Below are 25,513 nucleotides of genomic sequence, written 5' to 3'. Positions count from 1 at the left end.
ATAAAAAACGAAGACGGTGCTATAGCTAATAGCATCGTCTTCGTTACTTTATTTTATTTTTTCGTTTAGCCACTTTTTTATGCAATCTTTGTATAACAGAACGTGTTTCATCTAAATAATCCACTGTCTGCTCATAGGCACTCGTTACTACTCCTATAAATAAAATGTCAATGACAAGTAACTGCGCTAGACGTGAGGAAGTGGCACCACTTCTAAAGGTTGCTTCAACATTGGGAGATACATATAAACAAATGTCTGCTAGGCTAGACACTAGTGAACTACCATAGCGCGTTAAACTGATTGTAGTGGCTGGTGTTTGGCTAGCTATTTCAAGGATTTTAGCCACTTCGTGCGTTTCTCCTGAGAAGGAGATACCTACTACCACATCCCCCTTCTGTGTATTGACAACGGCTGTAGCTCCTAAATGCAAATCCACAAATGCCCTACTATTTTTATTGATTCGTAAAAATTTTTGATCTGCATCCATTGCTGCTATACCTGATGCACCCACTCCAAATAATATAATTTTATCGGCTTGTGATAAGGCCGTTATGGCACGTTCTAATTCAGCAATATCTATTAAATTAGCTGTTTGTGTCAAAATTTCACTACTTTGCATCGTTACCTTCTCTACAATCGATGGCAACGCTTCATTCGCCTCAATATCCCGATCTTCAATTTTAGCATGTTGTAAATCACCAGCAATGCGCAATTTCAGCTCTTGAACACCACTAATATTTAACGATTTACACAGCCGAATAACTGCTGCACTACTTGTTTGACTTGCCTCTCCTAGTTCAACCGCAGTCATTTTTATAGCCTGTGTTGGATGTGCTAATATATAGCTGGCCACCTTTTTTTCGGAGAGTGGAAGCTTTTCGCACATTTCAGCAAGCATAATTAAACCCGCATTTATTTTTTCCATTTTTCCAGCTCCATCTCTAGATAAAAGGAAGTTATCCACGCACCTCCTTCCTCAATATTTCTTTAGTGCCACCGCTCTACGCACATGCCCTTCTGATTGAGCAAGTAATTCCGTTGCCTCTTCAATCGTTGCATTCGTTAGTAGCACCACAATCGCGAGCTTTACTTGATAATTGTTTTGCTCTAGAACACTTTCAGCCTGACTATAAGAAACACCCGTTACCTCACAGACGATTTGTTTGGCTCTCTCACGCAATTTAAAATTACTAGCATGAACGTCCACCATTAAATTTTTATAGACCTTTCCAAGCTTAATCATGGTTGTCGTTGTAATCATATTTAATATTTGTTTATGAGCTGTTGCAGCCTTTAGCCTTGTAGAACCTGTTAAAATTTCTGGTCCTGTAATCACCTCTATAGCAATATCTGCATGCTTACTAATAATAGAATGAGCGTTGCTGACTAAGCTGATTGTTTTTGCCCCTAGTTGTTGAGCATAGTTTAATGCCCCTTTGACAAAAGGCGTTCGACCGCTTGCTGCAATCCCTATTACTACATCTTGGTTTGTTAGCTGCTGTTTCTTTAGTTCAACCTCTCCTAATGAAAGATCATCTTCTGCACCTTCTATGGCAATCATTACTGCATCTACTCCTCCAGCCAATATTGCCTGCACAAGCTTTGGTGACGTACTAAATGTAGGTGGACATTCTACGGCATCTAGCAAACCAATTCGCCCACTTGTCCCTGCACCAACATAAAATAATCTACCGCCATTCTTTAGTGCATGCACAACAGCTGTGATAGCTTGCTCGATTTCAGGTAAAACCTTTGCTATGGCTAATGGTACTTTTTTATCCTCTTCATTCATCAGCTTTACAATTTCAATAGTGGACATTAAGTCTAGGTTTGTCGTATCTGGATGATAGCCTTCAGTCGTCAGTTTTGTCATTCGTTCCATTGAAATCAAATCCCTCCATACTATTTTTCATGGATACTCATCCAAGTTCCTTTTACCTTTCGTTGTAAAGTCTCTGTGATTGGAATTCCTTCACTGAAAAGTCCATTAACGAAAGCTCCTATAACAGGTGGCACCTCTGGCTGTATTAGTCGATTAAGTATTTTAGCAAGCTGTAATTTTTCTCGAAAGCATTGAACAAAATATAAATTTTCGAATAACCCTCCACATAGGACAATAGAGTCACCTTTTAGCTGCGGCTCTTTTTTCAATATTATTTGGATGAATTGAGTTAAATGATGTATAGCGTGTTCAATAATTTTTTGTGCCCTATCATTATTTTGCTCTGCTAAACACAACACTACACGAGCTATAGAGGCTATGAGTACACGTGGCTGTGGATGCTCATAAACATGCGTAATAATTTCACTAGGATCTTTTAACGCTAGCTGCTCCAAAATAGTCGCTGTAAACAGATCCTCATTCACGCCAATAGCATCATAATGTCGCGTAATAAATCGCAATGCCTCTTGCCCAATATAGTACCCACTGCCCTCATCCCCTAATAAATAACCCCATCCTCCAACACGACTAACTTGATGATTTTTTCCAACCGCATATACGATGGAACCCGTTCCTGCTATCACAACAAGCCCTTGCTGTGTAAATGTGCCGCTAGTAAGGGCCGCTACCGCATCATTGGTGATGGTTATCTTACAGGAGCTAGCAGGGAAAAGGAAGCTAATCCATTGCTCCCATCGTTCTTTATCTAATTGGCGATCGCCCCCTGCCACACATAAGAACACCGTAGCAATATCATTATTTGTCGCATCTATCTTTTGTAGTAACGTGGCAAGAAGCTTGATAATATGTAGCCTTACCTCGTCTGGTGAGGTTGATTTTATATTCGTTCCAGCTCCTTCAACAAAAGCTAGCACTTCCCCATTTCTTGTCCCAATCACTGCACGGGTTCTCGTCCCACCACCATCGATCCCAATAATATATTGCCTATTTAATGGCACCAGCCGTCAGTCCCTCCATAAATTGCTTTGAGGCAATAAAGAATAATAGGATCATTGGTAATGAAGCTAATGTTAAACCTGCAAAAAGAGAGCCCCAATCTGCCGAATGCTCCCCAAAAAGTGACATCATTCCAACAGGTATCGTCCGTTTCATTTTTTCTGTAATAAAAATAAGAGGAAAGAAGAAATCATTCCATGAAGCAATAAAATTTATAATCACCACTGTTCCAAGTGCAGGTCTCATTAACGGTAACATTACATGCCAAAGAACCCTTAAGTTCCCCGCCCCATCTATACGGGCTGCTTCCTCCAATTCATAAGGCATCGTTTTAAAAAAGCCAGTTAAGATCAGCATGGATAGTGGAATACCTGTCGCCATGTTCATCAAAATTAAAGACCATAAGGAATTTATCAGCCCTAAATCACGCATTAAAATAAAGAGCGGTACAATCCCCAACTTTATAGGAATCATCATGCCTAATAAAAAAATAAAGAACAATGCCTGATTCCAAGAGAATTTAAAGCGAGCAATATAAAATGCAGCCAATGAACAAACAACCACTATTAGTACAACAGATACAATACTGACAAATAGACTGTTTAGAAAGTACGTGGTAAATGGAATTTTTGCTAATAATGTACGGTAAGTATCTAAGCTAAAGCTAGTCGGTAAACCCAATGGATTTTTATAGATGTCCACGCTCTTTTTAAATGAAGATAAAATCATTAACAAAATTGGATATAAACTAATGGTCGCCACCGTAAACACCACAAGATAATAAAATGGTCGAACCCAAATAGCGCCTTGCTTCACTAGACTCACCCCTTACATTTGAACATCCCTTTTATTGGCAAAGCGTAAAAATAGCGTGGTACAAACTAATATAAATAAGAATAGTACTGTAGCCAACGCCGAACCCAACCCAATAGCTGTTGTGCCAGAAGCGGTAGAGCTACCAAATGCTAAGCGATAGAAAAACACTGCTAACGTATCTGTAGAATAGTAAGGCTCTCCCATGGAGCCCTGCATTGCATATACTAATTCAAATGCTTCAAACGACTGGATAAATGTTAAAATGCCCATGATCATTATTGATGGCACCATTAAAGGTAAGTAAATCGTACGCAATAAAGTAAAGCCCTTAGCGCCATCTAACTTTGCAGCTTCGACTAACTCACTTGGGATCCCTTGAAAGCCAGCAAGAAAAATTAAGACACCAAAACCTAATCCAAACCAACAATTGACTAAAATAATGGCGATTAATGCCGTTTTGGGGTCACCAAGCCAAGCCTTTTGTAAGGTCTCAAGACCTAATTTCTCCAAAATGACATTTAAAGTACCAAAATTAGGATTGAGAATGAGCTTCCATAAGAAACCTACAACAATAACTGATAATAAACGCGGTAGAAAGAAAGCAGCCTTAAAAAACTCTGCTCCTTTAATTTTTTGATAAATAATAAAGGCAAGAAAGAAAGCTAATCCATTCATAACAATCATTTGCACTACAAAATAGAGGACATTATGTTTAAAGGCATTCCAAAACATAGAGCCATAGGGTTCTGTCGTAAAAAGCGTCACAAAATTTTGGAAACCAATAAAATCACCACGAGCCATCCCTTTCCATTCAAAAAAACTATAGGATAATGCCGCTATTATCGGATAAAGTACAAACAACCCATAGATTATCAGTGCAGGGATAGGAAAAAGATGGATAGTCCATCTTACTCTCGATTTCCTTCTTCTTACTGATAAAGCTGTATATTCCCTTATCATGAGTAGCCTCCTTTTACTAATCATGAAACAACAAGACCCCTAAACTCCTTATAACACTTTAGGGGTCTGCTGACTTGATGCTTTCATTATTTTTGAAATGGCGTAAACCAAGTTTTAGCGTTTTCCTGTACTTTTGTGGCAACCTCTTCAGGCGTTACTTGATCTAAATACATACCTTGTAGCTCACTTTCAAGCAAGCTCTTTGTTGTTGGGTCCCCACCAGTAAAATTAGTTACCCACATATATGGCGTTGCTTCATTTGCAGTCGATTGACTAATAGCATTTAACAATGCATCGTCAGAGGTAATACCAGGAATAGCACTGATCATAGAAAACTCTTTTACAAACAACTCCCCAAATTCCTTAGTTGTTAAAAATTCTAAAAATACTTTAGCCGCTTCTTTATTTTTCGAATTAGCATTGATTGCAAATGAGCCATCTACCCAAGTCGTCACTGTTGTATTACTCTCTTTAGATGGAATAGGAAAATAACCTAAATCTAAATCTGGATTCATTTCTAATACAACAGGAATTTCCCAGCTACCTAACGGGAACATAGCCGCGTCTTCTAGCGCAAACAAAGTCCGGATATCATCCATTCCTAAGCCTTCAGAATTGACAGGAAAATACTTTTTCAAGTCATTCATTACTTGAATGGATTCAATAAACTGCGGATCTGTAAAATCCTTTTCTCCTGCGAGCACTGCTTGATAAAAGTCATTACCCTCATAAACAGCAGGACCGACAATACCGTGTAGCAACGATAATAGCCAGCCTTCTTTTGTACCCATTGCAATTGGTGTAATACCCTTTTCTAATAATTGGTCATTTAATGCCATGAATTCATCCCATGTAGTAGGAATGTCAAGATTATTATCTTTAAAGATCTTCTTATTATAGAAAAATTGTGTAGAGCTTAAGTTAATTGGTACACCGTACTGATTCCCTTCGTCATCGCGAGATGCCTTTAATGCTTCTTCAGGAAATACATTCAATCCATTTAAGCCGTTTATTTTCTCAACATAACCTGCCTCCGCAAGCTTCAATCCAGCTGCATAAGGACGTAAGTGAAAAATATCTGGACCCTCTCCAGCCTGTAATGCCGTATTGAGGACTGTATTATATTCAGTATTTTTAGTTGGGTTAAATGAAACATGTATTTCAGGATGTTGTTCATTGAATAAAGCAATCACTTTTTCATACTTGGCAACATCTTCTGTGCGCCAACTCCCTATTGTTAGCGAAACCTCTTCAGTTTTCGGTTTCTCTTTATTATCAGGTGTTGTTGAGGTCGTTATTTTCTCATTCGTGTTACAGCCTACTAAACCCACAACGAGTAATAAAAGAAGCAGCAATAACCATTTACTCTTTTGTCTCATGCCAGCAGATCCACCCTTCATATCAGTAATTTTTCATAAATCATCGTATGAAGCTTCTCTCTAATCCTTCCCATGTTTGTATTTCTCCCATAATGCACAGCATTCGTTAGTAAAATGACAAATGCCTTTTTTACAGGGTCCATCCAAATACTCGTGCCTGTAAATCCTGTATGACCAAATGAACCCTTGCTCCACCTCCTACCAAAACAAAATGATGCTTCATCTCCTCCCCATACCTCAAACCCAAGACCCCTCGTTTTAAAAGTTTCCGTATAGGCAAGCTCTAACCATTCATATGGAATCACACTTTGTTGCTTGATCCCCAACCAAATTTCCGCATACTTTGCTAAATCCTCTACACATGAAAATAAACCTGCGCTACCAGCAATACCATCTAGTAATAAAGCTTTCTCATCATGGACTATTCCCTGCACAAATTGACCTGCCACCATTTCTGTAGATGCTGCAAGCCTTCTTGTATGCGCAGGCAGTTGAAAAGATGTATGATGCATGCCCCATGGCTTAAAAACTGCTTGCTCTACAAAACTTTTTAACGAAATGCCAGTAACTTTCTCAATCACCTTTCCTAGAATAATCATACCTAAATCACTATATTGCACTTGTTCATTTGGCTGCCAAACTACATCACTTGCCAGTACCTCCTGAAGGATGTCACGCTTATGATGTCTCTTAACTACAGGTGTTAAATCTGCTGGCAATCCTGAGCAATGCTGCAATAAATGCTGGATTGTAATAAGGGGATATTTAAAATCAGGCAAATAGGTTTGAACTGGATCTGTTATATAAACTTGATTTCGACTCATCAGGAGTAAAACAGCCGGGAGTGTTGCGACAACTTTTGTTAAGGAGGCTAAATCAAACAACGTATTACTTAAAATAGCCTGCTCGCTGCCATCCACAGCTGTATAGGCTCCATAATTGCCTGAAAATAGCCTTCTTTCTTGCTGCTGAACAATTAATACAGCACCTGGAATTTTCTGTTCTTTCACTAAGCCAGTTATATATGCATCTACCAAGGAAGCACCCCACTATGAAATATCTAAATTTTCTGTAAATTATTATTATCATATAAAATAAAATGATGAAAAATAACTCCAATCCTAAAATTTTTTTTCATTTGGGCTCAATAAAAAAAATCCCTAGCTAGTAAATTTTTACTTACTGGCTAGGGATACTTGTTTATTTAGTTGGTTTTTTTAAATCCATTGACGCTGCTGCGCTTTCAATTTTTACGCGTTTTAAGAAGAATGCAAGCACGACTGCAATTACTGTTATACCAGCGGCAATTAAGAATGAGTGTGTAATACCATCTAATAAGGCCGTTTGCATAATTTGATCTTGCATTTGTTGCATTTGCTCTGCTGTAGGTGCTGCACCTGCTTGTGCCGCATTTGCTTTTGCCTCGACAATTAATTCCTCAGCTTTGGCTTTTGTACGATTATTCATGAATGTAACTAAAATTGCACTACCAATTGCTCCTGATACCTGCTGTAATGTGTTGTTAATAGCTGTACCATGTGGATTCATCATTTGTGGTAGTTGGTTTAAACCGTTTGTCATAATAGGCATCATGACCATAGACATACCGAACATACGGATTGTGTACATCGATACGATAAATGTGTAGCTTGAATCAATTTCTAGCTTTGTTAAACCGAATGTTGCGATTGTTGTAATCGTTAATCCAATAATGGCCAACACACGTGGACCAAATTTATCGAAAAGCTTACCAGTGATTGGTGACATAATCCCCATGACAAGTGCCCCTGGAAGCATCATCAAGCCTGCTTCAAATGGTTCGATACCACGAATAGACTGTACATATGCTGGTGTTAAAATCATCCCTGAGAACATTGCCATAGAGACAATAACTGAGATAACTGACCCTAAAGCAAACATTGGGTATTTATATATACGTAATTCCAATAATGGCTCATCCATTTTCAGCTGTTTAACAACGAAAATAATTAAAGCAATGAAACCGATTGTAATCGTGCCATATACCCACGGACTTGACCAACCTTTATCCCCTGCTGTACTAAAGCCGTATAAAATACCACCAAATGCAACTGTTGATAAAAGTACTGAAAGGAAATCTAAGTGAACTTCACGTGTCTCCATCACGTTTCTTAGTTTCCAAACGCCAAATAATAAACTAATTAAAGCAAATGGAATAATCATTTGGAAAAGCATACGCCAATCATGATGTTCCACAATATACCCTGATAATGTAGGACCAATTGCTGGCGCCATAATCATAACTAAACCAAAGATCCCCATTGCTGCTCCACGCTTTTCTTTCGGGAAACTTGTTAGCATAACGTTCATTAAAAGTGGTGACATACTAGAAGCTCCTGCTGCTTGCACCATACGACCTGCTAACAGCACGCCAAAATTAGGAGCGAAACCTGCCATAATTGTACCAATTGTAAAGATAGACATCGCTGTAATAAATAAATGCCTATTTTTAAAGCGTGTCACAAAAAATGCTGAAGCAGGCACTAAAATACCGCTCACAAGCATATACCCTGTTGCTAACCATTGTACTTTTGAATAGGTGATCCCAAAATCTTTCATGATTGTTGGTAATGCCACATTCAACAATGTGTTATTTAGAAAAGCAACAAAAGCACCCACAAATAGAATAGCTATCATGCCATAAGGGGGCTTTTTCATTGTTTGCTCACTATTCATTTATATCCCTCAATTCTTTCTTGTGTTTTACGATAAAACTTATTTTATACTCGTAGTCTACTTTTTTCAACAAATAAGTTTATATTTTTTATAAACGTTGATATATAAGCGTTTCAAGTGTAGAATAAGAGTATAATATTATAAAAAAGGTGAGGTTATGAACAAAAGAAAAAGACAAATTATAACAGCAGCACGTGAACTTTTTATTGAAAAAGGCTTTCTAGATACATCGATTAATGACATCATCAATGCAGCTAAAATCTCTAAAGGTACATTTTATAATCATTTTACTTCGAAAAATGAATGCTTAATCGCCATTTTAGATGAAGGTCGTGAAGAAGCTAGTAATCGTCGCCATGAGCTCATTTATGGCAAAGACCCTACAGATTTAGAGGTATTGACGCAGCAAGTCGCTGTTCTCATGTATGTCAATCGTGAACATAATTTAGTACAGATATTCGAATCCATCTTCCAATCAAGAGATAAAGAACTAAAAAAAATTATTATTAATTACCATTTACAAGAACTAGAATGGCTCGCCAATCGTCTAGTACAAGTCTTTGGAGAAGAGATTAGCCCTATTAGCTATGAATGTGCAGTTCAAACACTTGGAATGATTAACCTCACTCTACGCGCTGTCTTTATTGCCGATTATAAATATATCAATCGAGAAGCTATTGTACGTGTAGCATTGCGCAATATTAGCGTAATTATACCCACTATGCTTGAGTCGAAAGAGATTATCGTAAGTGTTGAAATGATTAATACCATTCAAAATGTCGTGAACTATAAAACCGTTACAAAAGAAATGGTTATTGAACAACTACAAGGATTTACAAAGGGATTATCAAATAATGAAACAATGGAAGGTTTGGAGTATGCACAATTCTTATTAGAAGAATTGCAGAAAGAAAAACCAAAGCTTTTTATCATCGAATCACTTCTAACACCTTTTCGTAAGGCTTTCGTCGGCACTGAACATATCGCAGAAGCCCGTGACATCGCCAATAACTTATGGCGTTACGTAAAAATTGAACAGCCCGCTGAACGCTGTACGAAAAATAAATAAAAAACGAGGTATCAAATGAATACTTTGATACCTCTTTACTCTGTTGAATGAAATTAAGTTCTATGACAGACTTTTGTCCAGTATTAAGAAAACACAGTGATTCACCTTAATGACATTGAAATTTTAGCACAAAGATTGTCCCATTTTGACCTGAACGAACACTAATTGTGCCATTGTGTAAATCAATGAGCTGCTTCGTAATGGCTAGTCCTAGCCCTGTTCCTGTAATATCGTCTGTTGTATTCGTACCTCGATAATAGCGTTCGAATAGATTATCGAGCTCCTCCTGAGGAATACCTGGTCCTTGATCAGCAATGGTAAGCATCACTTCTTTACCAGTATGTTGTGCTTCCACAATTACCTTCGTTCCTTCAGGTGTATATTTTTTCGCGTTAGTAATTAAATTATCCATTATTCGCTTGAGTAAAAGCTCATCTGCTTGTAACAACACATCACCATACACCTTCACACACACCTGTTCGTCTGCAAATTGTGGTAGCCATGTTGCTAGCGGCAGTACCACTTTATCTAGCTGTATGGCTTTATTTTTTAATTGATACGTATATGTCAAATCCTGAATCAGTGCATCCATATAGGTTGCCTTTTCCTGCATGGTTGTTGCAAAAATACGCATCTCTTCCTTTGTCCACTCATAATCCTCCGATGCCAGCATCGTTGAATAGCCGTAAATTGAGCTTAACGGGGTCTTTAAATCATGCGATAAACCTGTTATCCACTCCTCCCGTAATTGCTCTGCATGCTTGATTTGCCTTTCATTTGAATCAAGTCGCTCCGATAAGTGATTGAGTGACTCTTCTACAGGTTGGAACAGTTTAAATTTTCTTTTCAACTTCCCTGTCTTTTTATGATGGATTTTTTTGTCACTAATCTCTCTGTAATCGAATTGGGTAAGTCGCTCAATGCGCGATATCACATAGACAAGTGGTCGCACGAATTGACGTGAAATACTAATAGATAAGAAAATAACACCCAACAGCAAAATAACATGTCCCCCAAAGAAGATAGAAACAAACAGTACCATTGCCTTATTAAAAGGCTCTTCAAATGGCTTATACGATGGATTAGGCATTCTTACAACAAATGTCCTATCGTTGGCTAATGTTGTACTTTGCTTTAACTCCGCATGCTCGAAAATATCGTATTTTTCCTCTAGTAATTGTGGCTTATTTAGCTTCTCATAACGTTCGCCTATGACCTCAATCCGATTCCATTGCTCGTCATAAATTTCAACACTAGCTTTATTTTCTTTTAGACGTTGTCGTGTTACAGCTGAAATGTCCCCTGTTGCTGTCCAGTTTTCAAGTGCCTCCTCAAAAAGTGGTTGCACAGGAGTAGTCGGAAGAAATAATAAGTAGTAATTCGGCAATTCCCATGTATGCATGCCTGGTTGCTGCAATGCCAATATTTCACTATCTGACTTTCCACATAGACCACAGGTATCTCCTGTATAATCAACAATCGTCATGGTTGGATCAAATAAATACAGCTGTCCAACATTTTCTTCAGCTCTCTTCACTAAATAATCAGCAATTTTAACTGTCTTCCCTTTCTCTACAACTGCATCATCTTCGATTTCAAAGGAGCTCATCACATGAATGTTGTCACCAACACGGTCATTGATAAAAATGGCAAAAAACACCAAGCTTATAATAAAACCTGAAATGATCAATAGATAGAATATGATGAAATACGAAACAAAACGGAGTGTTAATTTTCCAGCTGGCTTCATGAAGAAATGTCCCCAACAAGCTTATAGCCAATGCCTCTGACAGTAATAATGCATGTCGGCTTTCCAGGATTTTTTTCTATTTTTTCTCGCAGCTTTCTTATATGTACCATCACTGTATTATCATCAAATAAGCAATCACCCCATACACGTTCGTATATTTGCTCTTTTGATAACACTTGCCCTGCATTGTCACATAAATATTTTAATAAATGAAACAACCGACCACTGATTATTTCCTTTACACCATCTACCTCGATTTCTGCTGCATCACTGTCAAATGTAAAACGTCTGCAAGTAAATATGTGATTTTCTGGTACACTTTTTTTCTTCATATAACGGACTAGCTGCACTTTTACTCTTGCTACAAGCTCTAAGGGGTTAAACGGTTTTGTAATATAATCATCTGCACCATTCATAAAACCACGAAGCTTATCTGCATCACTACTTTTTGCGGTTAAATAAAAAATAGGGGCATCACTTTTTTCTCGAATACTATTCGCCATATCCAGCCCACTTCCATCTGGTAGCATGATATCTAATAGATAAAAGTCAAATGTTTTAGTATTCATTTCATCTTTTGCTTCTTCAATTGTATTACATAAGGTAATATTGTTAATTCCTTCTTTTCTTAAAATGATTTCAATCATTTCAGCAATGGCACGTTCATCCTCTAACACTAAAATTGATGCTTCCTGCATTTCCTCACCTACTTTTAAGATTACTTTAAGGTAGTCATTATTTCACCATAAGCTTCCCTATTTATTATATGTATAAGATAACCAATTAAGGAGATAAAACGCAATGACAACTAATCGTGTTACTTTCATTGATACAATGCGTGGATTTAGTTTATTTGGCATCTTAATGGCAAATTTGCTAATCTTCCAATTCGGGATGTATGGCAAAGATGAATTAAAAAATCTTTCTACCTTAGATAACGGGGCTTTATATTTTGTAAAAGTTGTGATTGAAGGCTCATTTATGCCCATCTTCACTATTTTATTCGGCTTCTCACTTATTAAATTAATTGAATCCATCCGCAGAAAAAAGAATAAAAGCCGCTGGTCTATTTTACGTCGTGCAACAGGATTAATTGCCCTTGGCTTATTACATTCTATTTTATTGTGGGAAGGCGATATTCTATTTTCTTATGGCTGTATGATGTTATTTTTAATCCCATTTATTAATCGTAAACCAAAAACTTTATATATTTGGGCTGGCATCCTATTTGTATTAACTACGGCGTTAACATACGGCTCTATGGAAACATCTAAAAAAGAACAAAAAGAGATAGAGACATACATCGAGCAAGCGGATGATGTTTACGCTAACGGAAGCTACTTAGAAATTTTTGATTTTAGAGCTAATGCTGAAGTACCAGGAATGGAGGATTCTTCATTTATTTTCATTATATTAATTTTTGCACCTATGTTCTACGCACCACTATTCCTGTTTGGGATGGCGCTCGCTAAAAAGCAAGCCTTCGTGGAGATGAACAAGGAAATGAAATGGTATAAGCTAGGTGCTCTTCTTGTACCCATAGGACTCGTATGTAAAAGTTTAAGTTTTATAGAAAGTAAAAGTGCATTTTCTTCTATCTTATTAATGGGCGGCTCCCAGTTATTAGCGATTGGCTATGTTTGCCTCGCAGCATACATTTATAACACCCGTCCAGTTCAACTACTAGCTCCTGCATTTGAGAGCGTTGGCAAACTATCACTAACCAATTATTTACTACAAACCATCATTTGTACAACTGTTTTTTATGGCTATGGCCTTGGCTTATATGGCAAATTAGGAGTCTTTGGCGGAATCCTTTTTGGAATCATTGTTTATAGCTTGCAATGTGTTTTCAGCCTTGCCTATTTAAAGAAATTTAAACGTGGTCCCTTTGAAACAATCTTACGAATATGGACAAATTGGTCTTGGACTGGGCAAGTAAAGTAACATCCCTCAAACAAGCAAATTAGAAAGGAATATTTTTTATGAATAGTGACACAAAAGAAGACTTTACAGACTCATGGTGGTTTTTAGGCATTTGTGCAGCTGTAGCAGTAATTTTAACACTATTTGCCTTTTCATAGACAACATCGATTTCATTTGCCCCCTTGCTGTATACTAGTATTACAACTATACAGCTTAGGGGGTATTTTGGTGTTACAGCGTATTATGATTACTGGCTATAAACCACATGAGCTTGGTATCTTTAATGATAAACATCCCGGTATTGTCATCATAAAGAAAGCACTGGAAGCTCGCCTACGTACACTGCTTGATGAAGGACTCGAATGGGTTATTATCAGCGGTCAGCAGGGCGTAGAAACTTGGAGTGCTGAAGTCATTTTAATGTTAAAAAAAGAATTTCCTCATTTAAAATACGCCGTGATCACACCCTTTTTAGAGCAAGAGAAAAATTGGCAAGATCATAAAAAAGAAAAGTATCAGGCATTAATTGCCCAAGCTGATTTTGTCACAAGCGTGACCAAAAAACCGTATGAAGCTCCTTGGCAATTTATTGAGAAGGACAAATTTATTATCCAAAATACAGATGGACTCTTATTAGTTTATGATGAAGAAAATGAAGGTTCACCGAAATATATCAAACGACTTGCAGAAAAATATATGGAGTCCCATGAGTATAATCTTTTAACAGTAACTGCCTATGACTTACAACTTATAGCAGAAGAAATTCAACAGCAAAACTGGTAGAAAAATATTGATATAATTTTCTGACAATTATATACTAGAAGTAATAAAAGCTGATTGTTCTTATGGTTTTTACCTATAATTTGAAAGGAGCTGTCATCATTTGAATAAACATATTGAAATGATTCTTGAAGCTTCTCCCGTAAATGTGTCACATGATACGTATCGTAGAGAATGTCGGTATACACGGGGAATTCATATTGAAGAACAAGAATTTCTTGCTATTTTAAATTCAATGAGTCATGATTCACGCTTATATTTTGATTTCCATAATCCACGTAAAGAAATTAAAAAGGGAACCTATTTGAATGGACACTCCGGTTTAGCCTACAATATTTATGATTACTATAAACAAAATTATAATATTGAGATATCTGAATTAATCAATGGTAAGGATTTTTATGTGAAAATCGTATAAAGCTGAAGCCCCGTTAAAATTTTAACGGGGCTTCTTCGATCTTATAGGTCTGCTACTTGAGCACCTAATTCTTTATTATTATACATTTCTGTATCTAATTCTTTAGTAATACGCGCTGTTGTAACACCAGCAGTCATTGAACCACTTACATTTAACGCTGTACGACCCATATCAATTAAAGGCTCAACAGAGATTAATACACCTGCTAGAGCAATTGGTAAATCAAGTGCTGATAATACAAGGATAGCTGCAAATGTTGCACCACCCCCAACACCTGCTACACCAAACGAGCTAACCGCTACTACTGCGATAACTGTAATAATAAACACAGGGTCAAGTGGATTAATGCCGACTGTTGGTGCAATCATAATGGCTAACATCGCAGGATACACACCTGCACAACCATTTTGCCCGATTGATAATCCGAATGAGCCTGAGAAGTTTGCAATCCCCTCAGATACCCCAAGGCGACCTGTTTGCGTTTTAATATTCATCGGTAAAGTACCGGCACTAGAACGTGATGTAAAGGCGAATAATAATGTTTCTGCCGATTTTTTCAAATACGTAAATGGATTTAAACCACTTAATGTAATGATTAATAAGTGTACGATTAAAACAATAAATAGCGCTACATAAGAAGCAATGACAAACTTACCTAAATTGTAGATCGCTCCAAAATCAGATGTTGCGACAGTACGAGCCATAATCGCTAGAATTCCGTATGGCGTTAAGCGTAATACAATTGTTACAACACCCATTACAAGGGCATAGATGGCATCTAAGCCTTTTTTAATTGTAGCTGCAGTTCCCTCATCCTTACGTGCCACACGTAAATAAGCAAAACCTAGGAATGCTGAGAAAATTACAACCGCAATCGTTGAAGTAGAACGAGCACCAGTTAAATCAAGGAACGGATTTGCTGGGAATAACTCAATAATTTGTGTTGGTAAATCAGGAGCCGCTAAGCCCGTTGTTTTTTCTTCAAGGTATTGACCACGTGCAGTTTCAGCATCACCTTGTAAAATTTGTGTTGCATCTAAATCAAAGACTGTTGCAGAAAGAATACCTACAGCTGCCGAAACGGCTGTTGTACCGATTAAAATGGCTAAAATAAGTGCTGCCATTTTTCCGAAATTTTTACCAATCTTCATTTTAGTAAATGCAATTAAAATGGAGATAAATACTAATGGCATTGCTACCATTTGCAGCAGTTTCACATACCCAGTACCGATAATATTGTACCAAGATGTTGTTTTGGCTAATACTTCAGAATCGAGACCATAAATAAAATGAAGTCCAAGACCAAGTACAATCCCTAAGCCTAAACCGGCAAAAACACGATTAGAAAACTTCACGTGCTTTTTATTCATAACATATAAAATTCCAACGAACACAAGTAACACTGCTACGTTAAGAATGATTTGTAAATTCGACAATGGAATGCCTCCTAAGATGTTTTATAATAATGTAATCGAATTATATACCCATAATCCCTATAATTCAAGTATGTTTTATTAAGATTAATAAATTCCTATAAAAGAATGCTTTCTTGCTAAGAATTATACCCCGAATAATGGCGTAACAATCATCCTCCGACAAAGGAAAGAGTGTAATTGTATAGCTAGTTTAATCAATTGCACTACATTTGGTGACAAATGATTAACTGCCCCTATACTGTTAGTTTTTAACAGTGTAGGGGCAGCCTTTTAAGCATTTTTCTAAAATTCAGGCTTTTTCTAAGCAAGTGACAGGTTGCCAAATGTGTAGTCTTCTTGAATCCATCTAAGCCTCTTGTAACCAAATTTTAATTTTTCATATATTTTACATATTAGTTCCACAAATCTAGCATAATTTGTCTAATGAACAAAATAGTTTTGTTGTTTATTAATGAGGTAACAACTACCAGCGATTTTTTTACACTGTTTTTTCACATGTGTTACCGCATTGGATAATTGTTCGACAGAGTCAAAATACTGATTTTCATTCGTAATTATGGCAATGGATAAGGAGGTACATGTTAAAGGTTCCAATTCGCCTGATCTACTAGCTACCTGAACATATGCTAAATCCTCTAACTCGTAAAAACTAAGTATGTTGGCATCAAAGTCATCAATAATCTTTTGACACATCTTTTCTACCTCGTAATACGGCAGAATAGCTACAAAATCATCTCCACCAATATGTCCTAAAAAATCTTCTACGCCGCAGATATGTCTTTTTAGTATTTCTGTTAAATACCGTAAAATTTTATCGCCTTTATTAAAGCCATATGTGTCATTGTAGGATTTAAAGTGATCTAAATCAAAATAGATTAAACTATATTGCGATAGCTGTAATGCTTCCTCTAATTTGTCATCGATTAATTTATTGCCAGGAAGACTACTTAATGGATTCAGGAAGCTTGCAATGGCTACTTGTGTATCAACAAGCTTTAACAATAACTCTCGAATACTAACCATGCCATAATAAAGATTGTTTTTCGTGACGATGACATCATCATATAAATCCTCAGGAGGTCTAGCCATAGCTAATGTACTAACCTCTGTGATTGGTGTATTACGATCAACGATTAAAGGATTTTTCTTGATCATCAGCTGATTTTGACGTTCCATTAATAAATGATAGCCATACCGAGTACCGATTTTTTGATAGAAATGTGTGCGTGTAATATGGCCAATTGGTTTTTCATCACGCACAACAACAACGCTACGCAACGATGGATTACTTGTAAAAAGTACATCTACTTCTTTATTTTTCACAAATTCATCAATACATGGAACTTTCTCAATGACTTCCCCTATCTTCATGGTCACCCACCCTTATTTTCCCCATATATATTTCCTTTGCAGGCTTTCCTATCGCATACCCCTGTGCATAATGAATGCCAATACGATGGAGATAATCAAGCTCCTCTTGTCGTTCAATCCCTTCAGCGATGATTTTAGTATTGGCTTGTTCTGCATATTTCATTAACAATGTGACGAGCTGCTGTTGTTCATTATTTTGGTCTATGAATTGAATTAATGAACGGTCTAGCTTAATAAATTCTGGCTTTAAATAGATGAGCGTTTTTAAACTATTATAGCCCGATCCCACATCATCTACGGCAATGCGATAGCCCTGTGATCGATAATGCGATAATACACGTTCAAACTCCATAAAATCTATTACCGCACTCCGCTCAGTCAGTTCAAAAACCACTTGCTGAGGCTTAATACCAAGCTCCTTCAATAATTGTAACGTTTCGCCACTGTGATATTTTTTATCTAATAAAACATTCGGATGTATATTAAGGAACACTAAAAAGTTTTTATTCACCAAGTCTTTGTGTAAACGTTCCTTGAAACGTTGCAAGGAAAGATTTCTACAAAAACATTCAAATAAAAAAACACAATCTGTTTGTCCTACAAACTCATAAAACTGATCCACACTGTTAAATAATGTTGAGGGTAATGGTCGATTTAATGCTTCAAATCCTATTGTTTGCTTTGACTGTAAATCTACAATAGGTTGAAAGTATGTATGTAAATCGTTATGCTGAATAATTTGTTTCAATGCCTTTAAACGTTTCATATATAACGAACTGCTTTGATGCTGCCCATATAAATATTTAAAAAAAGAAAATATATTACTTGTTTTTATACTTTGTCCCACTGCAGACTCCATTCTTGCACCTCTTCAATTTGGTTATTATGGTTCATTGTACGCTTTGATTGTAAATAGACTGTGAATCGAATGTAAAAAGAGCCAGTTCTAGCAATAGGTTTTAACAAAACTCTTTCCTAGTCAATATTTCTTAATATTAAGACAATTACAAATAATTTATTTGATATAAAATAATATTAGTGTATGATTGTAATAATAGGTTTATATTACCTATTATATTTTTTTGTGTTTTTACTGTATCGGTCTTAATAGGGAAACCTATTTAGATAAAAATTATTCAAGGGAGGATCCTGTTAATGAGCTTGTCTATTCAACAGTTATTGGAGAACAAAGGAATTACACCGAAACCTGAACACCTTGAACTATTAAAAACACGCTGGGAAGGTATGCAGTCACTTCGCAGCAATTTAGAAGGTATTGCGATTGATGATGCGGACATCGCTGTACGTAGTATTCCTGGAGGTGATCACATTGACAACTGATTTACATTTAAAATCTGTTGAAGAATTGGCACCTTTACTTGCATCAAAGACGCTATCTCCCGTGGAATTAACGAAGGCTATTTTAGATTTTGCTGAGGAAAGTCAGCCTAAAATCAATTCCTATATGGCTTTTTATCGGGAAGAAGCTTTAGCAAGGGCAAAAGAAGTTGAACAGGAGATTCTCCAAGGCCATTATAAGGGTATGTATCATGGAATACCTATGGCCTTAAAGGACAACTTGTATTTTAAAGATAAAATAACAACGATGTCCTCAAAAATTCATAAGGACTTCGTTTCTGATTATGATGCGACAGTAGTTGAAAAGCTTCGTGACGCTGGTGTTATTTTCACTGGAAAATTAAGCATGCATGAATATGCTTGGGGAATTACCAATAACAACCCTCATTACGGCCCTGTCCGTAACCCATGGGATTTAGATAAAATTCCTGGTGGTTCAAGTGGAGGCTCTGGTGCGGCTGTTGCAGCTGGAGCAAGTGTTGCTTCACTAGGGACAGATACAGCAGGCTCTATTCGAATTCCATCCTCTGCTTGCGGCATTGTAGGTTTAAAACCTACACACGGTCGTGTAAGTAAATACGGCTGCTACCCGCTAGCATGGAGCTTAGACCATATTGGCCCGATGACAAAGACCGTTAAGGATGCAGCGGGCTTGCTCGAAGTTATCGCTGGTTTTGATCATCGAGACCCTACCTGCATTGATATTCCAATAGACAACTATGAGAAGCAGCTTACTGGCAATATCAAGGATCTAGTGATTGGTATCAATGAAGAGTACTTCTTTAATAATGTTGATATTGATGTAGAGAAGGCTGTTAGAGCAAGTATTCAAAGCTTAGTGGATCAAGGCGCTAAAGTGGAAGTGGTGCGTATTCCTTCCCTACAATATGCAGAATGGGCAGAGCTTGTGACGTCTCTTTCAGAGGCAGCAGCTATACACCATTCAGATTTACAAAAGAGACCACAAGACTTTGGTGACGATATTCGTCTGCTATTTGAGCTTGGTGAATTGCCTTCTGCAGTCGATTACTTGCAGGCTCAGCAGGTACGTCGTCAAATAAAGCAGGAGTTTACAGAGATTTTTAATAAGGTAGATGTGCTCATTTCCCCTACCCTACCTGTTGTAGCTAGTACTATTGGGGATGATTTTGCAGAGTTAAACGGTCAAAAAGTAGATTTAATTGATAATATTATCCGCTTTACAGGCCCTAGTAACTTAACAGGCTTACCTGCCCTCTCAGTTCCTTGCGGCTTTAAAGGAAACTTACCAATAGGTCTACAAATTATTGGACCAGCCTTTAAAGAAGGACGCATTTTAAATGTAGGATATGCTGTTGAGCAAGCAAATCCACAGAGAACTAGAAAACCAAATATTTTTGTTAATATCTAGACGTTAAGCACTGGAAATCTGCTCAATTCACGGTATACCGCTGAATGAGCAGATTTTTTTGCGGGAGAAACCTGCTAGCATTTATAAAAATGGTTTTTTATGTACAAGTAATTTTATAATAGAAGCAAGAAGCTTACTACAGGAAAGGCAATGATCCACACATGAATGTAGAGAAATTTTTACAACTACCTATTACAAAAGACTTCACTGTTATTGCTGGTCACAACGGCTTACATAAAGCTGTTCAAAATGTAGAAATATTAGACTTTGAATTTTCACCTGACATCCACCATGTCAGAGATACCATCTTTACCCCCAACAGTGTTGTGTTAAGTAGTTTATTATTTGCTAAACAAAAGCCTGAGTATTTATTCAATGCTGTTAAAAATCTAATTGAGCTTGGGGCGAGTGCTTTAGCTTATAAGCCTGTTATTTTTAAGGAATTACCGAAAGAAGTTTTGTCGTATGCAGAGCAGCATAATTTCCCTATATTACGCTTTGGTGGAGATGAGTTTTTTGAGAAAATCATTTTAGAAACAATGGCTTACGCTAAGACACAGGATTATTCCTATTTTATCGAAACGATTTTACGAAGGCTAATGGAGGAAGATGTGACACAGGAGCAAATTAAATCCATTTTACAACAGCTCAATAAGCCCTTTGAAAAATATGTATTTATAGCAAATTTACGAGCTGATGACACAATCCATCAGAGCTGGATGCTGCCCTTTTACTCGTTGGAGCCGCTATTAAAATCGGGTATGATTTGTTCTTATAAAAAAAGTCTATTTGTCATCATGACACATCCATCTCAGAAATTTCAATTTGAAAGGGTTTTACATGAATGGCTAGCATTATACGCCATACCCACTGATACCATCACTTTCGGCTATAGCAGTTGTAATGATACCCAGACTGGATTCCCAATGGCATTACGCGAAGCTTTTTTTGCCAATATTTTTGCTGAAATCGATACGCTTCCTAGCTGTCATTATAAGAATCTCGCGTCCGATTGTTTATTAATCGAGTTATACCGTAAAGATACAACATTCGCTATGGACTTTGTTACCTCCTTTTTAGCCCCTCTACTTGATGATAAGGCTGATCCAGACTTAATGGAAACCGCCATAACCTACATCATTAAAAAAGGAAATATTAAGGAAGTTGCTGTAGCACAATTCTGTCATCCAAATACAATTCGCTATCGTATGGCTAAAATACGTCAGCTAGTAGCACCCATAGATAATGATTATGTTTTTTATGAACGCCTAGCTGCAGCCGTTAAATTGTACTTATTACATAGCAAAATGAACAATGACTAATCGCTTTGGAATAAGTACAAAAAAACGCCTGAATATTTAGAAATAAAATCAAATTCTTTTCTTCTCTCTTATGCTATTCTATTGAAGTTAGGAGGAAGAAAAACATGAAAACTTACATAGCTGATGGCATGTTACTAGTTACTGCAATCGTGTGGGGCAGTGGATTTGTTGTAACGGCCATTGCTCTAGAATATTTAACAGCTTATCAAGTAATGGCTGGCAGATTTTTAGTAGCTTCAATCATATTAACCGTTTTATTTGGCGCCCGATTAAAAAAGGCTTCGAAATCAGTAATTTGGAAGGGAGCTTTATTAGGTACGATTTTGTATATAGCGTTTGCCCTTCAAACAGTCGGACTGCAGTATACAACACCTTCTAAAAATGCCTTTTTAACCGCAGTAAATGTCATTATTGTTCCTTTAATAGCATATGCCGTTTATAAACGTCGTATCGATGGCTACGAAATCATTGGTTCGATAATGGCGATTGTGGGCATTGGCTTTTTATCATTACAAGGCTCCTTGACAATGAATATAGGTGATGCCCTATCATTAGCTTGTGCTGTTGCTTTTGCCTTTGATATCTTTTGTACTAACCTTTTTGTTCAAAAGGAAGATGCCATTGCTCTAACTATTATTCAGTTTCTCACAGCTTCCTTTATAGGTGTTCTAGTTGTCATTAGCCAAGGTGAAATTCCTACGTCACTTGAAAAAGAGGCAATTTACTCTCTTGTTTATTTAGGGATTTTTTCTACGACCATAGCTTATCTTTTCCAGAATGTGGCCAATCAATATACAACTGCCACAAAAGCTGCGATTATACTATCAACTGAATCTTTTTTCGGCATGGTTTTATCCGTTATCTTCTTGCATGAAATGCTAACAAGCCGTATGGTCGTTGGTGCCGTACTTATTTTACTAGCTATACTAATTGCCGAAGTGAAACCCGCACATCCAAAAAAGAAGCTAATGAAAGCACTCGATAATCAGACCCCCAAATAGTTTCAGTTTATACTGGAACTTTTTTTATGTTTATTAAACTCGACTAGTAATAATGCTTGTCGTAATCCCCACAACTAGCACTGTAATTATAGATAATAGCAAGGTCGAGGTGGATAGGAGGAAGCCGCCTATAACAATCACGATGGAATCAATAAAAAATATCAATACCCCAACATTGATACCCGTTTTATCACAGATAAATTGTGCTATCAAGTCAGTCCCCCCTGTGCTTGTCTGAAAACGCAGCATTAGACCAATACCAAAGCCTACAAGTATTCCTCCAAGAATGGCACTGTAGAGCGCATCAATTTGCACAAGATTGCGGACAGGCTTTAAAAAATCGATAATGAAGGAAGACGTTATTAAGCCATGTATACTATTGTAAAAATAGGTTTTATATTTAAACCACGCAATAATAAAAATCGGAATACTAATGATAATAATCATTAAACCTATTTGGAGCTTATATAAATAATGTAATATTAGCGCTAACCCTACTACTCCCCCATCTAAAATTTCATAGGGCGTTAAAAATAAGTTTATTCCTAACGACAATGAAATACTTCCTATTATAATGACAAGACTTTTTGTAAAGAAATACATACAACCCCCCTCCGTGTCTATGCATGTCTTATAGTATGAAAATAGGTTATTGAACATGTTATGAAATAACCTTAGATGACTAGCCATTTTTATCGAGTACATTTGCTAAATTTCTTCGAAACTTATTCAATTTATTTCCGTATATACAGATAAATTTTAAAATAACAAAGGGGATAATGATATGGAGCATGCTTTATTGGAACAAGTAAAACATACTAGAACTTTTTTAAGACAAGAACAATTGGAGACAATCTTTGAAGAGTTTGATGTTCAACGAATGCGTTTAACTGAGGTACAGCGCTTGGAGAAATACCGTAAAATGCTTGAAAGTCCATTTCGCTTTTTACGCGGAAGTGCCTATCTCTTTTATTTTGATATGACAAAATCCGCTTCAATCTTCCATACTCCTGATAGAAAACCGACTTGGATTCAAGGTGACATGCATATGGATAACTTCGGTGCTTTTCAAAATGAAGCAGGCTCCATTGTTTTTGATGTCAATGATTTCGATGAGGGCTATGTTGGCTCTTATTTATACGATATTGTTAGAATGAGTGTTAGTATTGCGCTCTATTTAGAGGAACAAGGCTTACATAAGGTAACCCAAGAAACGGCTATTCAACATTTTCTTAACAGTTATATTGATCAGCTAAAACGATTTGAGCGTAAACAGGATGATCCTCTAACACTCATTTTTACAAAAGATAATACAAAGGGACCCGCAAAGAGGTTATTGAAAAAGCTTGAGAAACGCCAAAGGTCTTACTTCTTACAAGATATTACGTATCACAATGAAGATGGCGAACGTGCTTTCTTATGGAATGAAGAAATTCAACCAGTCACTGCTGAGGAATACAGTGCCATTTCAAACGCACTTTCTACTTATAAAATTAGGGACATAGCTTATAAGTATGGCTCTGGGACAGCTTCTATCGGTTTAAAACGTTACTATATTTTAGTGGAAGACGAAAAGGGTGCATCAGGAGTTGAAAATTTAGTGTTAGAAATGAAAGAAGTACGCACAGCCATCCCTGCCTACTTTCTTCCCTATCAGGATCTATTTTGGGATCACTATGAACACCAGGGAGCCCGTGTAGTCGGAACTCAAAAAGCCATGCACCATTTAGAGGACCCCCATTTAGCCTTTATCACGATGAATGGACAGGAATTTTATATTCGTGAACGTTCTCCTTATAAAAAGAAGATTAAGCCTAAAAACTATAAGGATATAGAGGATTACTTTACTACAACATCACTTATGGGGAAAATTGCTGCTAAAATACATGCCCGAGCTGATATCGATTATTCTCCTGTTTTTACCTATCACAGCGAGGAGGAGATTTTAAAAGCGATCGGCAAAGAACGGAATGTATTTATAGAACATACAATTTTACAAGCAATGAGCTACAAAGAAATCGTCTATACAGATTTTGACTTATTCAAAAATTGGGTTGAAACAAAATTTATGTAACATGTAGAAAGGGACCATCGCTTTTAGCGAGGTCCTCTCATAATGAATATTATTTTTGCTTAGCCTTCATACGAGCAAGTAAAAAGCCGCCCTTAAATGATTTAGGCTCATACGAGATAATAAACGCATTCGGTTCAAATTGCTCTACTATTTGAAAGAGCTCTCCTTCACGATTCCTCTTCGTTAAGATCTCATATTTATAGCGGTTACTATCTCGCCCTTCTCCTATATAAATCGTGACTGCAAACCCTTCGTTGCGAAGAAATTTCACAAGCTCTTCATTCTTATTTTGTGTATTAATGGTTGTATAAACATAGCCTATCGCTAGCTTTCGTTCTATTTTTGCTCCTAAAAATATACCTAATCCAAACCCAACTGCATAGACAACCATAGATAACATACTTTGCTTCCCACTGAAAACGAGTGAAAGGCCAAATACATACACCAACATCTCCAGCATCCCAAATATCGCAGCAAGGAACGTGATATTCTTTACTAAAAATATTGTTCGTAATGTTAAAAAAGGTACATATACTAATTGTAGGATTAAAATTAAAACAATACTTTGCATTTGTACTAGACCTTTCTGAGAGTAGTTTTATATAAGTATATGTTGAAAGAGAGAGTTACATGCGATTTCAACAACTCTATTTTAAATTCCCTTTTAGTTCTAATGTTAAACATTCCATATGACTGTCTAGAGTTATGTTAAAGGAACAAATTTCAACTAAAGTTATTATCAATAGTTTAAAACATACAGTCCATAACGACAAAAAAGTGGCACCTCCTCAAATCTAAATCAATAGATAAAAGTAGGTGACACTATTCTTTTCATCAAAATATGTAGA

At 36.8% G+C, this 25,513-nt stretch carries 24 protein-coding genes; 9 read left to right on the top strand and 15 right to left on the bottom strand.

From position 1 onward, the window contains the following. Nucleotides 1–43 precede the first annotated feature (43 nt). From NP781_RS24225 to NP781_RS24190, 8 genes are all read right to left on the bottom strand, one after another. A complete protein-coding gene (locus NP781_RS24225; RefSeq protein WP_257521012.1) occupies nt 44–925 on the bottom strand; it encodes a MurR/RpiR family transcriptional regulator in 882 nt (293 codons plus the stop codon). Nucleotides 926–976: 51 nt separating this feature from the next. Beyond that, nucleotides 977–1,882 (bottom strand): N-acetylmuramic acid 6-phosphate etherase, encoded by a 906-nt coding sequence (gene murQ, locus NP781_RS24220; RefSeq protein ID WP_221683377.1) that lies wholly within the window; start codon nt 1,880–1,882, stop codon nt 977–979. A gap of 20 nt (nt 1,883–1,902) precedes the next feature. Next, nucleotides 1,903–2,901 (bottom strand): N-acetylglucosamine kinase, encoded by a 999-nt coding sequence (locus NP781_RS24215; protein WP_257521011.1) that lies wholly within the window; start codon nt 2,899–2,901, stop codon nt 1,903–1,905. Continuing rightward, nucleotides 2,888–3,715 carry a carbohydrate ABC transporter permease gene (locus tag NP781_RS24210; protein WP_004227733.1) on the bottom strand — a complete coding sequence of 276 codons (828 nt, stop codon included), beginning with the start codon at nt 3,713–3,715 and terminating at the stop codon, nt 2,888–2,890. The genes NP781_RS24215 and NP781_RS24210 overlap by 14 nt, the downstream gene beginning before the upstream one ends. Before the next feature lie 12 nt (nt 3,716–3,727). Continuing rightward, on the bottom strand, nt 3,728–4,675 hold the full coding sequence (locus tag NP781_RS24205; protein ID WP_257521010.1) for a carbohydrate ABC transporter permease: 948 nt from the start codon (nt 4,673–4,675) through the stop codon (nt 3,728–3,730). Between the two features lie 86 nt (nt 4,676–4,761). Then, nucleotides 4,762–6,075 carry an ABC transporter substrate-binding protein gene (locus NP781_RS24200; RefSeq protein ID WP_221683374.1) on the bottom strand — a complete coding sequence of 438 codons (1,314 nt, stop codon included), beginning with the start codon at nt 6,073–6,075 and terminating at the stop codon, nt 4,762–4,764. Then, entirely contained in the window at nt 6,072–7,091 is a 1,020-nt protein-coding gene (locus NP781_RS24195) for a serine hydrolase domain-containing protein (protein ID WP_257521009.1), read from the bottom strand. The genes NP781_RS24200 and NP781_RS24195 overlap by 4 nt, the downstream gene beginning before the upstream one ends. A 163-nt stretch (nt 7,092–7,254) precedes the next feature. Continuing rightward, on the bottom strand, nt 7,255–8,769 hold the full coding sequence (locus NP781_RS24190) for a DHA2 family efflux MFS transporter permease subunit (RefSeq protein WP_221683372.1): 1,515 nt from the start codon (nt 8,767–8,769) through the stop codon (nt 7,255–7,257). Nucleotides 8,770–8,926: 157 nt separating this feature from the next. On the opposite strand from NP781_RS24190, the gene NP781_RS24185 reads away from it, so the two are divergent. After that, complete coding sequence (locus NP781_RS24185) at nt 8,927–9,838, top strand: TetR/AcrR family transcriptional regulator (protein WP_009373341.1); 912 nt, start codon at nt 8,927–8,929, stop codon at nt 9,836–9,838. 106 nt (nt 9,839–9,944) lie between these two features. Here the strand turns inward: NP781_RS24185 and NP781_RS24180 are convergent, their stop codons facing one another. Beyond that, nucleotides 9,945–11,588 (bottom strand): sensor histidine kinase, encoded by a 1,644-nt coding sequence (locus tag NP781_RS24180; RefSeq protein ID WP_202342935.1) that lies wholly within the window; start codon nt 11,586–11,588, stop codon nt 9,945–9,947. Beyond that, nucleotides 11,585–12,286 carry a response regulator transcription factor gene (locus NP781_RS24175; RefSeq protein WP_257521008.1) on the bottom strand — a complete coding sequence of 234 codons (702 nt, stop codon included), beginning with the start codon at nt 12,284–12,286 and terminating at the stop codon, nt 11,585–11,587. The genes NP781_RS24180 and NP781_RS24175 overlap by 4 nt, the downstream gene beginning before the upstream one ends. Nucleotides 12,287–12,389: 103 nt before the next feature. Between NP781_RS24175 and NP781_RS24170 the strand changes: the two genes are divergently transcribed. The 3 genes from NP781_RS24170 to NP781_RS24160 all read left to right on the top strand — a co-directional run bounded on the left by NP781_RS24170 (nt 12,390) and on the right by NP781_RS24160 (nt 14,712). Then, on the top strand, nt 12,390–13,535 hold the full coding sequence (locus tag NP781_RS24170; protein ID WP_257521007.1) for a DUF418 domain-containing protein: 1,146 nt from the start codon (nt 12,390–12,392) through the stop codon (nt 13,533–13,535). 207 nt (nt 13,536–13,742) lie between these two features. Further along, on the top strand, nt 13,743–14,297 hold the full coding sequence (locus NP781_RS24165) for an SLOG family protein (protein WP_257521006.1): 555 nt from the start codon (nt 13,743–13,745) through the stop codon (nt 14,295–14,297). A 100-nt stretch (nt 14,298–14,397) separates the two neighbouring features. Then, the gene (locus NP781_RS24160; protein WP_004227712.1) at nt 14,398–14,712 is read left to right on the top strand and encodes a hypothetical protein; all 315 of its coding nucleotides are present in this window, start codon (nt 14,398–14,400) and stop codon (nt 14,710–14,712) included. Between the two features lie 41 nt (nt 14,713–14,753). Here NP781_RS24160 and NP781_RS24155 read toward each other — a convergent pair whose 3' ends face one another. From NP781_RS24155 to NP781_RS24145, 3 genes are all read right to left on the bottom strand, one after another. Beyond that, nucleotides 14,754–16,148 (bottom strand): L-cystine transporter, encoded by a 1,395-nt coding sequence (locus NP781_RS24155; RefSeq protein ID WP_004227708.1) that lies wholly within the window; start codon nt 16,146–16,148, stop codon nt 14,754–14,756. A 420-nt stretch (nt 16,149–16,568) separates the two neighbouring features. Beyond that, complete coding sequence (locus NP781_RS24150; protein WP_257521005.1) at nt 16,569–17,519, bottom strand: GGDEF domain-containing protein; 951 nt, start codon at nt 17,517–17,519, stop codon at nt 16,569–16,571. Next, nucleotides 17,497–18,378 carry an EAL domain-containing protein gene (locus NP781_RS24145; protein ID WP_004227704.1) on the bottom strand — a complete coding sequence of 294 codons (882 nt, stop codon included), beginning with the start codon at nt 18,376–18,378 and terminating at the stop codon, nt 17,497–17,499. The genes NP781_RS24150 and NP781_RS24145 overlap by 23 nt, the downstream gene beginning before the upstream one ends. A 296-nt stretch (nt 18,379–18,674) precedes the next feature. On the opposite strand from NP781_RS24145, the gene NP781_RS24140 reads away from it, so the two are divergent. The 4 genes from NP781_RS24140 (at nt 18,675) to NP781_RS24125 (ending at nt 22,591) form a co-directional block, all read left to right on the top strand. Next, complete coding sequence (locus tag NP781_RS24140) at nt 18,675–18,860, top strand: hypothetical protein (protein WP_009373346.1); 186 nt, start codon at nt 18,675–18,677, stop codon at nt 18,858–18,860. After that, on the top strand, nt 18,850–20,268 hold the full coding sequence (locus NP781_RS24135; protein ID WP_257521004.1) for an amidase: 1,419 nt from the start codon (nt 18,850–18,852) through the stop codon (nt 20,266–20,268). The genes NP781_RS24140 and NP781_RS24135 overlap by 11 nt, the downstream gene beginning before the upstream one ends. Nucleotides 20,269–20,429: 161 nt before the next feature. Next, nucleotides 20,430–21,590: a PucR family transcriptional regulator gene (locus tag NP781_RS24130; protein ID WP_257521003.1), complete on the top strand. Its 1,161-nt coding sequence runs from the start codon at nt 20,430–20,432 to the stop codon at nt 21,588–21,590. 104 nt (nt 21,591–21,694) lie between these two features. Next, nucleotides 21,695–22,591, top strand: coding sequence for a DMT family transporter (locus tag NP781_RS24125; RefSeq protein ID WP_221683362.1), 897 nt, complete (start codon nt 21,695–21,697; stop codon nt 22,589–22,591). A gap of 33 nt (nt 22,592–22,624) precedes the next feature. Here NP781_RS24125 and NP781_RS24120 read toward each other — a convergent pair whose 3' ends face one another. Beyond that, complete coding sequence (locus NP781_RS24120) at nt 22,625–23,194, bottom strand: YitT family protein (RefSeq protein WP_257521002.1); 570 nt, start codon at nt 23,192–23,194, stop codon at nt 22,625–22,627. Between the two features lie 181 nt (nt 23,195–23,375). Here NP781_RS24120 and NP781_RS24115 point away from each other — a divergent pair, with 181 nt between their 5' ends. Beyond that, nucleotides 23,376–24,665, top strand: coding sequence for a DUF2252 domain-containing protein (locus tag NP781_RS24115; protein WP_257521001.1), 1,290 nt, complete (start codon nt 23,376–23,378; stop codon nt 24,663–24,665). Between the two features lie 49 nt (nt 24,666–24,714). Here NP781_RS24115 and NP781_RS24110 read toward each other — a convergent pair whose 3' ends face one another. Next, complete coding sequence (locus NP781_RS24110) at nt 24,715–25,236, bottom strand: DUF2179 domain-containing protein (protein ID WP_004227692.1); 522 nt, start codon at nt 25,234–25,236, stop codon at nt 24,715–24,717. Nucleotides 25,237–25,513: the final 277 nt, after the last annotated feature.

Origin of the sequence: Lysinibacillus sp. FN11, from assembly GCF_024628845.1 — a bacterium.
Taxonomy (GTDB): Bacteria; Bacillota; Bacilli; order Bacillales_A; family Planococcaceae; genus Lysinibacillus; species Lysinibacillus capsici.
This window is presented reverse-complemented; position numbering and strand designations above follow the sequence as displayed.

Bases quoted from the DNA above. Each gene is read 5' to 3' on its own strand.
- NP781_RS24225 (WP_257521012.1), bottom strand. From the start codon at position 925: ATGGAAAAAATAAATGCGGGTTTAATTATGCTTGCTGAAATGTGCGAA.
- murQ (WP_221683377.1), bottom strand. From the start codon at position 1,882: ATGGAACGAATGACAAAACTGACGACTGAAGGCTATCATCCAGATACG.
- NP781_RS24205 (WP_257521010.1), bottom strand. From the start codon at position 4,675: ATGATAAGGGAATATACAGCTTTATCAGTAAGAAGAAGGAAATCGAGA.
- NP781_RS24200 (WP_221683374.1), bottom strand. From the start codon at position 6,075: ATGAAGGGTGGATCTGCTGGCATGAGACAAAAGAGTAAATGGTTATTG.
- NP781_RS24190 (WP_221683372.1), bottom strand. From the start codon at position 8,769: ATGAATAGTGAGCAAACAATGAAAAAGCCCCCTTATGGCATGATAGCT.
- NP781_RS24185 (WP_009373341.1), top strand. From the start codon at position 8,927: ATGAACAAAAGAAAAAGACAAATTATAACAGCAGCACGTGAACTTTTT.
- NP781_RS24180 (WP_202342935.1), bottom strand. From the start codon at position 11,588: ATGAAGCCAGCTGGAAAATTAACACTCCGTTTTGTTTCGTATTTCATC.
- NP781_RS24175 (WP_257521008.1), bottom strand. From the start codon at position 12,286: ATGCAGGAAGCATCAATTTTAGTGTTAGAGGATGAACGTGCCATTGCT.
- NP781_RS24170 (WP_257521007.1), top strand. From the start codon at position 12,390: ATGACAACTAATCGTGTTACTTTCATTGATACAATGCGTGGATTTAGT.
- NP781_RS24150 (WP_257521005.1), bottom strand. From the start codon at position 17,519: ATGAAGATAGGGGAAGTCATTGAGAAAGTTCCATGTATTGATGAATTT.
- NP781_RS24145 (WP_004227704.1), bottom strand. From the start codon at position 18,378: ATGGAGTCTGCAGTGGGACAAAGTATAAAAACAAGTAATATATTTTCT.
- NP781_RS24140 (WP_009373346.1), top strand. From the start codon at position 18,675: ATGAGCTTGTCTATTCAACAGTTATTGGAGAACAAAGGAATTACACCG.
- NP781_RS24130 (WP_257521003.1), top strand. From the start codon at position 20,430: ATGAATGTAGAGAAATTTTTACAACTACCTATTACAAAAGACTTCACT.
- NP781_RS24125 (WP_221683362.1), top strand. From the start codon at position 21,695: ATGAAAACTTACATAGCTGATGGCATGTTACTAGTTACTGCAATCGTG.
- NP781_RS24120 (WP_257521002.1), bottom strand. From the start codon at position 23,194: ATGTATTTCTTTACAAAAAGTCTTGTCATTATAATAGGAAGTATTTCA.
- NP781_RS24115 (WP_257521001.1), top strand. From the start codon at position 23,376: ATGGAGCATGCTTTATTGGAACAAGTAAAACATACTAGAACTTTTTTA.
- NP781_RS24110 (WP_004227692.1), bottom strand. From the start codon at position 25,236: ATGCAAAGTATTGTTTTAATTTTAATCCTACAATTAGTATATGTACCT.